Raw genomic sequence first — 14,068 nt, forward strand, 5'->3', positions numbered from 1 at the left:
CGTGGAACACCCGCCCTACCGGCTCGCGGAGGAGTTCGACCGCTTCCTCGGCGACCCCGGCGACCCCGACGAGGTCTTCTCGTACGCACGCTGCGCGGAACTCGACGACAAGGAGGAGTTCCCCGCCGACATCTGCCACCGCTTCCAGGAGTGGGGCCTGCCCGACCAGTACGTACCCGTCGAGCACGGCGGCAGGCTGCGCGACTACGAGCAGGTGCTCCAGCTCGTCCGCGCCGTCGCCCGCCGCGATCTGACCTGCGCCATCGGCCACGGCAAGACCTACCTCGGCGGGGTCTCCGTATGGGTGGCGGGCTCCGCGGAGCAGGGCGCCCGGCTCGGCGCCGACATCATGGCCGGCGTCCCGGTCGCCCTGGGACTCACCGAACGCGCCCACGGCAGCGACCTGCTCGCCGGAGAGGTACGCACCGATGACACCGGTGACACCGACGCCACGGACGAACAAGTGGCGGACGCCCCGGGCCACTGGCTGGTCAGCGGTGAGAAGTGGCTGATCAACAACGCGACCCGCGGCTCGGTCCTGTCGCTGCTGACCCGCACCCGCCCGGACGGGGGCCCGCGCGGCTTCAGCGTCCTCCTCGTCGACAAGCGCGAACTCGACGCGGACACCTACCGCCATCTCCCGAAGATCCGTACCCACGGCATCCGTGGCGCCGACATCTCCGGGATCGCCTTCGACGGTGCCCGGGTGCCGCGCGGTGCCCTCGTCGGTGCCGAGGGCGCCGGCCTGGAGATCGTGCTGAAGGCGCTCCAGCTCACCCGCACCATGTGCGCGGCGCTGTCGCTCGGCGCCGGGGACCACGGGCTGCGGCTCGCCCTGGACTTCGCCGAGGAGCGCGAACTGTACGGCCGGCGGCTGATCGACCTTCCGCAGGCCCGGCACGTGGTGGCCGGCGCCGCCGCCGACGTACTGCTGCACGAGGCGGTCGCCCTGGTCGCCGCCCGCGCCGTACAGACCCAGACGGCGGAGCTCAGCGTCATCTCGGCCGTCACCAAGTACCTGCTGCCCACCGGCACCGACCAGGTGCTCGCCGATCTGACCGGGGTGCTCGGCGCCCGCGCGTTCCTCAAGGACGTCCACGCCGACGGCCGGTTCCAGAAGGTCGAGCGCGACCACCGCATCGTCGGACTCTTCGACGGCAACACCCTGGTCAACCTCAACTCCCTGATCAACCAGTTCCGTTCGCTGGCCCGCGGCTTCCGGCGCGGTACCGGCGACACGGCGGGCGGTGCCGCCGCCTGCGACCTCAGTACCCCGCTGCCGCCCCTGGACCCCACGCGTCTGTCGCTGGTCGCCCGGCACGGCAGCGGCGTCGTCGCGGGCCTCGCCGCCTGCGTCGAGGAGATCGACCGGCGCGCGGAACTGAACCCCGCGCTCGGCCCGGTGGCCGGGGCCGCGCGGCGGCTGCTCGACGTCACCACCGCCGTGCACGCCGAGATGGAGGAGTACCAGGGCGTGCTCGCCGAGGTCCCGCCCGCCGCCTTCGAGGTCGCCCGCCGCTACACCCTGTGCTGGGCGGGAGCGGCCTGCCTCGGCCTGTGGACGCACAGCACCGACCACGTCCGGGACGACCCCGGCACCGGGGAGCTGTGGCGCGACGGCCTGTGGCTGCACACCGCACTCGACCGGCTCCTGGTCCGCCTCGGTGAACCCGCGGCGGCCGGCCCGGACACCTACGAAGAACTGCTCGGCGCCCTGCGGACGGCCCGCTCATCGGGACGGCTGTTCTCGCTGCTGCCGCAGCGGGTCCCCGAGCGGCAGCCCGCGACGCCCGGTGCGGTCGCCGGCGAGAGTGAGAGGACGCCATGCTGATCGGCACAGAGTCCCAGGACACGCACCCGGCGACCGCCGCCCGGAACGCCCAGGGGGCACCGGGACAGGAAGCGCGGGCCGCCGCACGGGTGGCGGAACTGGACCGGCGGTTCGGCGACCCCACCGACGAGAGCAACGAACTGTCCTACGCCCGGCTCATCGCGGCGGACGAGGCGGGCGAACTCCCGGAGGCCGGCGAACGCGCCCTCGACGAACTCCGGCTCGGCGCCGACTTCGTGCCCCGCGCCGAAGGCGGCCGACTGGAACGCCTCGACACCCTCGTACGGGTCATGCGGCAGGTGTTCCGCCGCGATGTCGCCCTCGGTCTCGGCTACGGCGTGACCTCCTTCATGGCCGGCGTCAACGTGTGGACCTCCGGCGACGCCGCGCAGCGCGCACGCCTCGCGCGGATCCTCACCGGCGGCGGCAAGGTGTCCGTCGCCTACCACGAACTCGCCCACGGCAACGACTTCGTCCGCAACGAGTTCGAGGCCCGCCCCGCCGAGGGCGGCGGATATCTGCTGCACGGCGCCAAACAGGTCATCAACAACGCCGACCGCGCCGACGCGTGGGTGCTGTTCGGCCGCACCGACTCCGCACCGGGCAGCCGCAGCCACTCCGTGTTCCTCGCCGAGCGCGAAGGGCTCGACACGGACACCTGGCAGGTACTGCCCCGCTACAACGCCGTCGGCGTACGCGGCTGCCATCTGTCCGGACTCCGGTTCGACGGCACACCCGTGCCAGCGTCGGCCCTCGTCGGCGTGCCCGGCGGGGGAGTCGAAACCGCCCTGCGCGCCTTCCAGATCACCAGGGCCGCGCTCCCCGGCATGGCGGTCGGCACCGCCGACACGGCCCTGCGGACCGTCGTACGCTTCGCGCTGGGCCGACGGCTCTACCGCAAGTCCGTCATGGACCTCCCGCACGCCAGAGGCACCCTGTCCGGAGCCTTCAGCGATCTCCTGACCTGCGACAGCCTCTCCCTGGCCGCGACCCGGGCGGTGCACCTGCTGCCCGAGCAGACCAGCGCCCTGGCCGCCGCCACCAAGTACCTCGTACCGAAGCTGCTCACCGACACCCTGCACGAACTCTCCATCGTGCTCGGCGCCCGCTTCTACCTCCGTGACGGCGAGTACGGCATCTTCCAGAAGCACATCCGTGACCTGCCGGTGCTCAGCCTCGGCCACGCAGGCTCCGCGGCCTGCCAGGCCACGATCATCCCCCAGTTGTCCCGGCTCGCCCGCCGCTCCTGGTTCAGCGACGAACCGGCACCCGCCGACCTCTTCCGGCCGCGCGCGGACCTGCCGGACCTCGCCTACGACCGGCTCACGCTGGCGAGCGGACGGGACGCGCTCACCGCCACGCTGGTCGCGGCGGCGGACGAACCGCCCGGCGCCGCACCCGACGAGCGGGCCGTCCACGAGCTGGTGCTGCACTTGGTCGACGAGTTGCGGCAGGTCCAGAAGGCGAGCCGCGCGCTCGCCCCCGAGGACCGGACGGCGCTCGCCCGGCCCGCCGCCTTCGCCCTCGCCGACCGGTACGCCGTCCTGCTCGCGGCGGCCTCGGCGATCGGCGTCCGGCAGCAGGCCGCCCGCGACGGCGGTGACACGTTCCTCGCCGACCCCGCCTGGCTCGCCGCCGCCCTGCACCGGCTGGTCCGGCGGCTCGGCCGGCGGCCCGCCGAACTCCCGGCGTCCGTGGACGCCCGGATGCACGAGGAAGTCCTGCGCAGGTTCCACGCGCGCGGCAGCTACGACCTGTACGACACCCCGCTCGCCGGCTGACGGACACCCGCCGGCCGCACCCGGACCCCGCCGTCCGGGACGGCCGCCGGACGCCGGCACGACAGCAAGCGACCACCTCCCCAAGCTCTCGCTCCCGCTTGAGCAGGGGGAACCCCCATCCCCGCCGAGGAGTGCACCATGCCCGTTCCGACCACCGGACACACCACCGAGTCTCTGACCACGTGGTTGGCCGAGCGCATCGCCCTCTACCTGAAGCGGCGGCCCGCCGAGATCGACCCGGACGTGCCCCTCGCGGAGTACGGCCTCGACTCCGTCGCCGCCCTCAGCCTCTGCGGAGACATCGAGGACGCCTTCGACCTCGTGATGGAGCCGACGGTGGCCTGGGACTACCCGACCGTGCACGCGCTCGCCGGCCACCTCGTGGAGGAGCTGGCCGCGGACACCGCACAGGGCGGCGGCGCTTGATGGAACCCGTGGCCATCGTCGGCATCGACTGCAGATTCCCGGGGGCGCCCGACACCGGCGCCTACTGGGACCTGCTGATGCGTGGCGCGGACGGGGTGGGCGAGGTGCCCCGGCAGCGCTGGGACGCCAAGGAGTTCCACTCGGAGGCCGGCGAAGAAGGACACACCAACACCACCGAGGGCGGCTTCATCGCCGACCCGGACGCCTTCGACAACGAGTTCTTCACCGTCTCGCCGCGCGAAGCCGCCGCCATGGACCCCCAGCAGCGGCTGCTGCTCCAGTCCGCGTGGCGGGCGGTCGAGGACGCGGGAACCGCCCCCCGAAGCCTCGCCGGAACTCGGACCGGGGTCTACGTCGGCATCATGGGCAACGAGTGGGCGCAGCTCCACCTCACCGACTACGCGAACGTCACCGCCCAGATGGGCTCGGGCAACGGCTACTGCATGACGGCCAACCGGATCTCGTACCATCTCGACCTCAAGGGCCCCAGCCTCGCCGTCGACACCGCCTGCTCGTCCTCGCTGGTCGCCGCGCATCTCGCGGTGAACGCCCTGCTCTCCGAGGAGTGCGACACCGCGCTCGTCGGCGGTGTCAACGTGGCCCTCACCCCGGCGCTGTCCATCTTCTACACGCAGGCCGGGCTCTCCGCCCCCGACGGACGCTGCAAGCCCTTCAGCGCCGAGGCGAACGGCATCGGCCGCGGCGAGGGCGTCGGCGTGGTCGTCCTGCGCAGACTGCGGGACGCCCTCGCCGACGGCCAGCGTGTGTACGCCGTTATCAGGGGCATCGCCGTCAACCAGGACGGCCGCAGCAACGGGCTGACCGCGCCCAACCGCTGGGCCCAGCAGGACGTGCTCGGCGCCGCCTACCGCAGAGCCGGAGTGGAGCCGTCCGACGTGGTCTTCACCGAGGCCCACGGCACCGGCACCGGGCTCGGCGACATGATGGAGGTCAAGGCGCTCGGCCACCACCACGCCGGCCGCGGCAAGCCCATGGCGCTCGGCTCGGTCAAGGGCAACCTCGGCCACACCGAGGGCGCCGCCGGCATCGCGGGGCTGATCAAGGTCGCCCTGTCCCTGCACCACCGGACGGTCCCCGCGAGCCGCTTCGCGGCCAAGGAGAGCAGACAGCTCAAGCTCCGCGACCACGGGCTGCGGCTCCTCAAGGCACCCCTGCGGCTGCCCGCGGGCCCCACCGTCGCCGGACTCAGCAGCTTCGGCATGGGCGGCACCAACGCCCACGCCGTCCTGGAGTCCGCACCCGGCCGCGCCGCCCGTCCCGAACCGGCGGACGACGCCACGCCGGGCGGTATCGGCGCCGCCGTCTTCACCCTCACCGCACCGAACGCCGACGCGTTGCGCCGCAACCTGCTGGCCCAGGCCGACGCGGCGGCGGCCCGCCGGGTACCGCTGGGCCCGCTCGCCAGGGCGAGCAACCGCGTCAAGGCCGGACACCGCCACCGCTTCGCGACCGCCGCCGGCGACACCGGAGAACTCGTCGCCCGGCTGCGCGAGTCGGCCGCCGACCCCGAACTGCTGGCCCGGCTCTCCGGCCGGCCCGCCGGACGGCCCCGTACCGCGTTCCTGTTCACCGGGCAGGGCGCGCAGTACCCGAGGATGACCGCAGCGCTGTACGAACAGTCCGCGCTGTACCGCCACTTCCTCGACGAGGCCGACACCGCGCTGCTGCCGCACACCGAGCGGTCCGTACGCGACCTTGTCCTCGGCGGCGACGAGGCGGTCCACAGCACCCGGTGGACGCAGCCCGCATTGTTCGCCGTCGGCTACGCCCTCGGGCGGACCCTGACGGAACTCGGCGTGCACCCGGGCATGCTCCTCGGCCACAGCGTCGGCGAGTTCGCCGCCGCCGTCCTGGCCCGCGCGCTCCCGCTGGACGGCGCCGCCCGGCTGGTCGCCGCCCGTGGCGCCCTCATGCAGCAACTCCCCGCAGGCGGCGGCATGGTGTCGGTCCGCGCCGCACGGGCGGACCTGGCCCCACGGATCGAACGGGAACCCCTGGTCGGCGTCGCCGCGGTCAACGGCCCCGCGTCCACGGTGCTCTCCGGTGACCTGGAGGCCCTGGAGCGGATCGGCGCCGAGATAGCGGAGGCGGGACTCACCACCCGCAGACTCCAGGTCTCGCACGCCTTCCACTCGCCGCTGATGCGGCCCGTACTGGCCCGCTTTGCCAAGATCGCCACCGAGGTCGGCGGGGGAGTGCCCGAGATCCCGCTGTACTCGACGGTACGGGGACGGGTGCTCGACGGCGAGGCGATGGACGCCGCGTACTGGGTCGAACACATCGGTGCCACGGTGCTGTTCGGTGACGCCGCCGCCGCGCTGCTCGCCGACGGCCCGACCCACCTGGTGGAGATCGGCCCTCAGCCGGTGCTCTCCGGGATGGTACGGCGCCTCGACCAGCCCGCCGATTCCACGGCCCCGGCACATGTCCTGCCGGTACGCGGCCCCGAATCCGGGGGGCGCGCCCTCGCCGACGCCCTGGCCGAGCTGTACCGGGGCGGCGTCGAACCGGACTGGGACGCCGCGTACGCACCCGAGGAACGGGTCGCGCATCCGCTGCCGCCGTACGCCTTCTCGACGGAACACCGCTACTGGGCGCGGAATCCGGTGCGGGGTCCGGGAACGGTCGCCGCGCCGCCGCACGCCCCGGCGACGGCGGGGCACCGGGCCGAGGAGTCCGCGCCGGAGTCCGCGCCCGCCTCCGTCCTCACCCTGGACCGGCCCGGCGGCCCGGCGGACCCGGTCGCGGACGCCGTTCTCGGCGCCGTCCGGCTGGTCGGCGGTTACACCGACGCCGCGATCGGCCCGCACGACCGGCTCTACGAGGATCTCGGCTTCGACTCCGTCATGATCATGGAACTCAAGAACCGGCTGGAGTCCCGGCTCGCCGGCATCGGCACCCTGACGGTCCAGGACCTGCTGCCCCGGCTCTCCTCGGTCGGCGACCTCGTCGCCTTCCTGCGCGAACTCGGCGCGACAGTGCCCGGCCCCGCGAACTTCGGCGACATCGGCGAGGACCGGGCGCTCAGGGAAGAAGAGAGGACGGCATGACCACTGCGACCACCGCGACCAGCTATCTCGCCTCCATCGGCACCGCCCTGCCCGGCGACCCGGTCGACAACGCCACCCTGTCCAAGGTCCTCGGCATCAACGAGGAGTGGATCGAGGTCTTCATCGGCACCAGGACGCGGTACTTCGCCCGCGACCTCGGCACCGGCGTCGTGCGCTGGTCGCTCGCCGACCTGTGCGCCCAGGCCGCCGAACGGGCGCTCGCCGCACCCGGTGTCGACGCGTCCGAGATCGAGTTCATCGTCCTCGGCACGGCCACTCCGGACACCCTGATGCCCGCCACCGTCAACCATGTCGCCGACCAGCTCGGTCTGGACCAGGTCCCCACCTTCCAGCTCCAGTCCGGCTGCGCGGGCGCCGTACAGGCACTCGGCGTCGCCCAGGCGATGATCGCGTCCGGCCAGTACCGCACCGGTCTCGTCATCGGCGGCGACGTGTGCAGCAAACACCTCGACCTCCAGCGCGACGTGTCCGGCGCGGCCCCCGGCGACCTTGTCAACTACGTCCTGTTCGGCGACGGAGCGGGCGCGGCCGTCCTCACCGACGAGCCGCGCGGACAGGGCGTCGCGCTGCGCCATGTCCTCAACCGCTTCACAGGGCTTGGCCGCAAGCCGGGTCAGGTCATCGAGTGGTTCGGGCTCGCCGACCGGTACGACGACCGGCAGGCCCTCACCGAGGACTACAAGGCCATCGAGGAGTCCGTGCCCGTCATGGCGGTCGAGATCCTCTGGGAGATGCTCGGTGAACTCGACTGGGAGGCCGACCAGCTCGACTATCTGCTGCCGCCCCAGTTGTCAGGGCGGATGACCCGCCGCATCACCGAGGAGTTGGACCTGCCGACCGCGAAGGACGTCTCGTGCGTCGCGGACACCGGCAACAACGGAAACGCCCTGCCCTTCCTGCAGATCGAGAAGTTGCTGGAGCGGATGTCGGGCGGCGAGCGGGCCCTCGCGGTCGCCGTCGAGTCCAGCAAGTGGATCAAGGCCGGCTTCGCCCTGGAGAAGATATGAGCACCAACAGCACCGACCGTATCGACAGCACCAACCGGATCGACAGCACCGAAAACACAGCCCCCGCCTCCCTTCCCGCCCCGGACGGCTTCACCCTCGACGACTACGTCCGGCTCGTCAACGACGAGATCGGGATGCCGCTCGCCCCCGAGGAGGTGGCCGCCGACTTCGACGACCTCCCCGACTGGGACTCGCTGTACCTCCTCAAGCTCGTCACCGCACTCGAACCCGCCATCGGCCGCAAGGTCCCGGTCGGCAAGGTCCTGGAAGCCCGCAGCCTCAAGGAGATCTACGAGCTGGCGGTGACCGGGTGAGCAGCACCGCCGCCGCCGTACGACGCCGCCGCCACACCCTGTACTTCCTGGAGTGGGCGGCGGCCCAGCGGCCCGTACACCTCGACACCGACGTCGACATGACCCGCATCCAGGCGCACCGCGCCGCCGCCCGCGACAACGGCCGGCGCTATTCGGTCGTCGGCTATCTGCTGTACGCGGCCGGGCGGGTACTCGACCGGCACCCGGCGGCGAACGCCGTCATGGCCCCCGGCTGGCCGGGACTGCTGCGCCGCCCGAGGATCGTCCGCTTCGACGGGGTGACCGCCAAACTCGCCCTGGACCGGCCCGTCGAGGGCGAGCGCACCGTGCTCTCGGCGCTCGTGCCAGGGCTGGAGACCGCGAGCCTGCGCGAGATCCAGGAACGCATCGACCGCTACCGGGGCGAACAGGCCGCCGAACTGCCCGAGTTCAAGGGCGTACGGATGCTGGGCCGGCTCCCGGTCCCGCTCGGCAGAGCCGCCTTCGCCGCGGCGCTGCGCGATCCGCACCGGCGCGCCGGTGTGTTCGGCACCGTCTCGGTCAGCTCGCTCGGCCACCGGAACGTCGACGGCTTCCACTCGGCGGGCGGCACCGCCGTGACCCTCTGCGCGGGCCGCGTCGTGGACCGGGCGGTGGTCCGCGACGGCGTCGTGGTGGCCGCCCCCATGATGCGGCTCGGCCTCACTTTCGACCACCGGGTGATCGACGGCGCGACCGCGGCCGACGTGCTGTCCGATCTCCACCACACGATGGAGACCTTCGATGACGGCACCTGGGCAGCGGACCCCGGGCCCGAGCCTCGGGCAGCCGATCGTGATCCCCGGCCCCTCGGAGGACTGGAGCAGAGTACGCGCTGACCTGGACCGGCACGGCGCCGCCGTCCTCTGCGCCCGCCAGGACGACTGGCGCCCTGAAGGCGCGGGCACGCGGCGGCTGCGCCGGCTCCTGGGCCACGACTGGGAGCGCTACCGGGAGCTGACGCACCCGAGGGTCCGTACCCGGTTCGCCGCCTCCCGTGTCCTGCTGAAGTTCGCCGCCGCCGCCGCGCTCGGCGTACCGCCCGAGTCCGTCGAACTCGGCTACGGCCTCACCGGCCGCCCCTGCCTGCGCGGCTACGACGGTGTGCACCTCAGCCTCAGCCACACCGACGACCTGCTGCTCGTCGGCCTGGCCACCGACGGCGCCATCGGCGTCGACGCGGAGCGCAGCGACCGTGTCCTGTACGGCTCCGGCCTGGGCCGGCACATGTGCACCCCGTACGAGACGGAGCGGATCGAGGCCATGCCGGTCGCGGAACGCAACGCCGCCATGCTCCGCCTGTGGACCCTCAAAGAGGCGTACAGCAAGGCCATCGGTCTCGGCATGCTGTTCCGCTTCACCGACTTCGGCTTCAGCCCGGACGAGGCGCCCACGGACCTGCTGCGCCCCGACGGCACCCCCGGCACGGTCGGCGCATGGGCCTTCCACACCTTGTCGTTCGCCCGCCACTACACCCTCGGCGTCGCCGTCGGTGACGCGGGCTTCGGCCGTACGACGGATCCGGCGGCGGCCACGGCATTGGACCCGGGCATCGTCGACGCCCTGTTGACGGCGTTGCGCGAGGAGGCGCGGGAAGCGCCTGACCGGCGCCGGGGGCAGAACTGCTAGCAGACGCCCCTCGGCACCGGTCAGGCGGACCTCACGCGGCCCGGTGGGCCGGTCGTGACGGGTGGAAGAGCCAGACCCCGGGGCGGACTTCGAGCGGGATCGAAGACGCCACGGCCGGGGCGGCCGACTGGTTCGGCGGTTCCGACGACGCCAGTGCGATGCGGAGGGCGGAGGCCGTGCGCCGCGCGTACTCGGTCCAGCGGTGGTCGCCTGCGGAGCGCGCCGCGCTCTCGCACTCGTCCAAGCGGGCCAGCGCCTCCTCGCGGTGCCCGTCGCACTGCGCCACCAGCGCCAGTCCGCGCAGCGACTCGGCCGCGCCACGCGCGTCGTCGGCCAATCGGCTCACCGACAGAGCGCGTGCGTAGGCGCGTCCGGCCCGCGCGACCTCCCCCAGGGCGAGGAGCACGTCGGCCTCCGCGGACAGACAGCGCCCGGCCGCCGCCTGGTCACCGTGGCGCGTGAACAGGTCCCAGGCGAGGCGGTACCGGTCGATCGCCGACGAGGTCTGGTGGCGCTGCCAGGCCAGGTCCCCGAGGGAGCGCAGGATCACGGCCTCCGCGTGGATGTCGCCCGACCGGCGGGCCGCGTCAAGGGCGAGGTCGTGCGTCGCCTCCCATTCGTCCCACAGGGCGCCCGCCTCGTAGTAGCCGGCCGTGGCCGACGCCAACGCGCTGCACAGACTCCACAACTCGGCCGCATGGGCCTGGCGTACGGCCTCCGCCAGGCCCGCGGACTCCTCCTGGAACCACCGCAGCGGCGCGTTGCCGACCACTTCGTCGGGGGAGACGGCGGGCAGAGGGCCGGCCTCGTACGGGAGCCGTTCCCTGCCGGGTGCCATCCGGGCGTCCGCGTGCCTGGCCAGGGTCAGGAAGGCACGGCACAGCCGTTCCACGGCCGCGGGGCCTTCCTGCGGGGACTCCTCGGCGAGCACTTCATGGGACAGCGAGCGCAGCAGGGCGTGGAAGGCGTAGCGCACGGGGGCCAGCCGTCCCGGCCGCCGCCGCGCCTCCAGGAGATGGGCCTGTACCAGCTCTTCGGTGAGCCGTTCGGCCTCCGCCGGGTCCGTGGCGAGCAGCGCGGTCGCGCTCCACGGGGCGAAGTCGGGCAGGGCGGCAAGGCCGAGGATCCGGAAGGCGCGCCTGGCCGGCTCGGCCACGTCGTGATACGCGGTCAGGAGAGTGCTGCGTACGTCGAGATCGCCCAGTGCGAGCGCGTCGAGCCGGGTCCGCTCGTCGTACAGCCGCTGGGCGAGCCCGGCGGCGGTCCAGTGCGGGCGGGCCGCGAGTCCGGCGGCTGCCACCCGAAGGGCCAGCGGCAGCCGGCCGCAGAGCCGGACGATCTCGCCCGCCGCCTCCGGGTCGTCCTGGATGCGCCGGCCGCCGCACGCCGTGAGCAGCGCCTCGGCCTCGCGCGTGGAGAGCACGTCGAGGGTCAGGCGCCGCACGCTCTCCAGCGCGCCCAGCACATGGCGGCTCGTCAGGATCACCGTGCTGTCGGGCAGGGCGGACAGCACGGGCCGGACCTGCGCCTCCGAGACGGCGTCGTCCAGGATGACGAGCAGCTTGCGGCCCTGGGTGCGGGTGTGCAGCAGTTCCGCCAGTTCGGTCGCGGACGGCGGCAGTGGCTCGGTGCCGGAATCCGTGCCGGAATTCGCGCCCGGGTCCGTCCCCTGTCCCGCTCCGTCGTTCCGCGGTCCGGTCAGTCGCCGCAGCAGCGTCGCCATCGCGGTCCGCGGTTCGACGGCTCGCCCGCCGGCGTCCCGCAACGTCACCAGAACGCGCCCGTCGGGGAACCGGTCGGCCGCGTCGTGGGCGAGCCGCACGGCCAGCGCCGTCTTCCCGGCTCCCGCCCGGCCCGACAGGACGAGCACCTTGTTCCTACCGGACGGATCCCCCGTCAACACCCGTTCACAGAGGGCGAGTTGCTCCGCGCGTCCGGTGAAGTGCGACACGGCAGGCGGCAGCCACACCGTCGGACCCGCACCCCGGCCGTGCCCTGCGGGCCCGTCGACCGAAGCGCTCGACCCGGCCGAAGCGCCAGACCCGGCCGATCCACCTGATCCGCCTGAACCGGCCGCACCGTTCGCCCCATCGGCCGGGCGCCCTTCCGATCCGCCGTCCGATCCGCTGTCGGATCCGCCGACCCGGACGAGCCGGCGCTCGGGCTCACCGTGCCAGGCCAGCGAGGGATCGGACGCGAGCACACGCTCCTGAAGTCTGCTGAGCACCGGCCCCGGCTCCACGCCCAGTTCGTCCACGAGTGAGCGCCGCGCCCGGTGATAGACCTGAAGGGCGTCGGACTGCCGGCCGGCCCGGTAGAGCGCCACCATCAGGTGGCTGTGCAGCGTCTCACGCAGCGGATGCTCGTGAGCCAGGGCCATCAGCTCACCGACCAGTTCCTGGTGCAGACCGAGCCGGAGATCGGCGGAGATCCGCTGCTCCAGCACCTCCGCGCGCAGTTCGTTCAGACGGATCGCCGAGGTCTCCAGCGAGGGGCCGTGCGGGATGCCGGACAGCGCGCGGCCCGTCCACAGCGCGAGCGCGGCGGTCAGCGCCCGCGAGGCGGCCTCGTACTCGCGCCGGCCGTACGCGGCCCGCCCCTCGGCCCGCAGCGACTCGAAGACGGTCAGGTCCAGTTCCTCCGGGGGGACCCGCATCAGATAGCCGGGGGGCCGGGTCACCAGCGGCTGCACCGCGTCCGAACGCGCCTCCGGCCCGCCGGTGTCCTCCAGCAGGGCCTTGCGCAGTTGGGACACGTACACCTGGAGAGTGGTGGTGGCCGTGCGCGGCGGTCCCGCGCCCCACAGCTCGTCGATCAGGGCATGGGTCGACACCACCGTGTTGCTCTGCACCAACAGGGTGGCGAGGACCGCGCGCGGCTTGGCCGCGGACGGTGCACGGGGCGTCATGTGCACAGGGCCGAGAACTCTGTATCTCACGGCGCGGCTCAGCAGTCCTGGAGCACGGAAACGGAGACCCGCGCCACGACCCGGCTGCCCTGGACGAACGACAGGCGCAGCTCCACCACCGGCCGGCCCTCCGCGTCCCGGCACACCCGCCCGTCCGTACGGCGCGCACCCTCGCGCACCGTGCAGTGCAACGGCAGTCCTGGCTCGGCGAAGCCGCGGAACGATGCCTGCCAGCGGGACAGCACCGCGTGCGAGGGGACGAAGCCGCGCAGCTCCGCGGCGGCGAGCAGCCCCACCTGGCGGGAGACCTCCAGGAAGAGCATCGGCGGCACGTCGTCCGGTGCGTCGCCCTCGAACCGCAGCTCCGCCGCGGCCTTGGCGTCGACGGGGAAGGCCAGTCCGTCATGGCCGTCCGCGCCGGTCCGCTCGGGCAGCCCGACCAGCACGTTACGGCTGTCCCGGTGTCCGACCTGTTCGGGCAGCGGTATGCCCGGGGACGCCGGCTCACCGTGCCCGGCCGCCATGGACTCCTCGCTCTGGCGGCGCCCGAGTTCGCGATGGCTGCGGTAGACGCCCTGGGCGAGGAAGACCAGCCGGGCGGACGCGGTGCCGCAGCGCTCGCCGTCGATGGAGACGGAGGCGGCGCACTCCAGGCCGCGCGGCACACCGCCCACCATGTCGAGGGGTGTCATCCCCAGCTCCAGGGCGATCCCGGCCCGGGGGTCGCCGCGGCGCCAGGCGTCCAGACGGGTGATACCGGCGCTGCCGGATGCCACTACGGGGTGCCAGTTCGCGGGCACTCTGAAGTACCGGCTCGCCGCGAACAGCATGGTCTGGCGCAGTGACTCCACGGGGAACAGCAGGTCGTGGAACTGCGATACGGACCCGCCGAACAGCGGGTGTTCTTCGGGTAGTTCCGCGGAGAACGCGAAGTTCTGCCGCATCGGTGCGGTGGCCTTGAGGAGAAACGCCTCGGGGCTGGCCGGCCTGTGGACCAGATGGTGCGCCCCGAGGAGGGAGGGGGACGGTGCGGTAAAGGTGTCCATGGGATGGGGGAATCCT

At 73.2% G+C, this 14,068-nt stretch carries 10 protein-coding genes; 8 read left to right on the forward strand and 2 right to left on the reverse strand.

What is annotated here, in order from left to right; translation table 11 throughout:
• Nucleotide 1: 1 nt before the first annotated feature.
• The 8 genes from ACIQNU_RS17070 to ACIQNU_RS17105 all read left to right on the forward strand — a co-directional run bounded on the left by ACIQNU_RS17070 (nt 2) and on the right by ACIQNU_RS17105 (nt 10,098).
• Complete coding sequence (locus ACIQNU_RS17070; RefSeq protein ID WP_401366660.1) at nt 2–1,831, forward strand: acyl-CoA dehydrogenase family protein; 1,830 nt, start codon at nt 2–4, stop codon at nt 1,829–1,831.
• Entirely contained in the window at nt 1,825–3,612 is a 1,788-nt protein-coding gene (locus ACIQNU_RS17075) for an acyl-CoA dehydrogenase (protein WP_401366662.1), read from the forward strand. The genes ACIQNU_RS17070 and ACIQNU_RS17075 overlap by 7 nt, the downstream gene beginning before the upstream one ends.
• A gap of 138 nt (nt 3,613–3,750) precedes the next feature.
• On the forward strand, nt 3,751–4,038 hold the full coding sequence (locus ACIQNU_RS17080) for an acyl carrier protein (RefSeq protein ID WP_401366664.1): 288 nt from the start codon (nt 3,751–3,753) through the stop codon (nt 4,036–4,038).
• The gene (locus tag ACIQNU_RS17085) at nt 4,038–7,109 is read left to right on the forward strand and encodes a type I polyketide synthase (protein ID WP_401366666.1); all 3,072 of its coding nucleotides are present in this window, start codon (nt 4,038–4,040) and stop codon (nt 7,107–7,109) included. Before ACIQNU_RS17080 ends, ACIQNU_RS17085 begins: the two co-directional genes overlap by 1 nt.
• Nucleotides 7,106–8,137, forward strand: coding sequence for a 3-oxoacyl-ACP synthase III family protein (locus tag ACIQNU_RS17090; RefSeq protein ID WP_401366668.1), 1,032 nt, complete (start codon nt 7,106–7,108; stop codon nt 8,135–8,137). Before ACIQNU_RS17085 ends, ACIQNU_RS17090 begins: the two co-directional genes overlap by 4 nt.
• The gene (locus tag ACIQNU_RS17095; RefSeq protein WP_401366670.1) at nt 8,134–8,451 is read left to right on the forward strand and encodes an acyl carrier protein; all 318 of its coding nucleotides are present in this window, start codon (nt 8,134–8,136) and stop codon (nt 8,449–8,451) included. The genes ACIQNU_RS17090 and ACIQNU_RS17095 overlap by 4 nt, the downstream gene beginning before the upstream one ends.
• Complete coding sequence (locus tag ACIQNU_RS17100; RefSeq protein ID WP_401366671.1) at nt 8,448–9,308, forward strand: 2-oxo acid dehydrogenase subunit E2; 861 nt, start codon at nt 8,448–8,450, stop codon at nt 9,306–9,308. Before ACIQNU_RS17095 ends, ACIQNU_RS17100 begins: the two co-directional genes overlap by 4 nt.
• The gene (locus ACIQNU_RS17105; protein WP_401366673.1) at nt 9,214–10,098 is read left to right on the forward strand and encodes a 4'-phosphopantetheinyl transferase family protein; all 885 of its coding nucleotides are present in this window, start codon (nt 9,214–9,216) and stop codon (nt 10,096–10,098) included. Before ACIQNU_RS17100 ends, ACIQNU_RS17105 begins: the two co-directional genes overlap by 95 nt.
• A 31-nt stretch (nt 10,099–10,129) precedes the next feature.
• Here the strand turns inward: ACIQNU_RS17105 and ACIQNU_RS17110 are convergent, their stop codons facing one another.
• Both ACIQNU_RS17110 and ACIQNU_RS17115 read right to left on the reverse strand, forming a co-directional pair.
• Nucleotides 10,130–13,006 carry a BTAD domain-containing putative transcriptional regulator gene (locus tag ACIQNU_RS17110; protein WP_401366675.1) on the reverse strand — a complete coding sequence of 959 codons (2,877 nt, stop codon included), beginning with the start codon at nt 13,004–13,006 and terminating at the stop codon, nt 10,130–10,132.
• A gap of 38 nt (nt 13,007–13,044) precedes the next feature.
• Nucleotides 13,045–14,052 (reverse strand): AfsA-related hotdog domain-containing protein, encoded by a 1,008-nt coding sequence (locus tag ACIQNU_RS17115; RefSeq protein ID WP_401366676.1) that lies wholly within the window; start codon nt 14,050–14,052, stop codon nt 13,045–13,047.
• Nucleotides 14,053–14,068 lie beyond the last annotated feature (16 nt).

This window comes from Streptomyces sp. NPDC091292 (genome assembly GCF_044757265.1).
In the GTDB taxonomy this organism is placed as follows: Bacteria; Actinomycetota; Actinomycetes; order Streptomycetales; family Streptomycetaceae; genus Streptomyces.

Bases quoted from the DNA above. Each gene is read 5' to 3' on its own strand.
- ACIQNU_RS17090 (WP_401366668.1), top strand. From the start codon at position 7,106: ATGACCACTGCGACCACCGCGACCAGCTATCTCGCCTCCATCGGCACC.
- ACIQNU_RS17110 (WP_401366675.1), bottom strand. From the start codon at position 13,006: ATGACGCCCCGTGCACCGTCCGCGGCCAAGCCGCGCGCGGTCCTCGCC.
- ACIQNU_RS17095 (WP_401366670.1), top strand. From the start codon at position 8,134: ATGAGCACCAACAGCACCGACCGTATCGACAGCACCAACCGGATCGAC.
- ACIQNU_RS17085 (WP_401366666.1), top strand. From the start codon at position 4,038: ATGGAACCCGTGGCCATCGTCGGCATCGACTGCAGATTCCCGGGGGCG.
- ACIQNU_RS17115 (WP_401366676.1), bottom strand. From the start codon at position 14,052: ATGGACACCTTTACCGCACCGTCCCCCTCCCTCCTCGGGGCGCACCAT.
- ACIQNU_RS17080 (WP_401366664.1), top strand. From the start codon at position 3,751: ATGCCCGTTCCGACCACCGGACACACCACCGAGTCTCTGACCACGTGG.
- ACIQNU_RS17105 (WP_401366673.1), top strand. From the start codon at position 9,214: ATGACGGCACCTGGGCAGCGGACCCCGGGCCCGAGCCTCGGGCAGCCG.
- ACIQNU_RS17075 (WP_401366662.1), top strand. From the start codon at position 1,825: ATGCTGATCGGCACAGAGTCCCAGGACACGCACCCGGCGACCGCCGCC.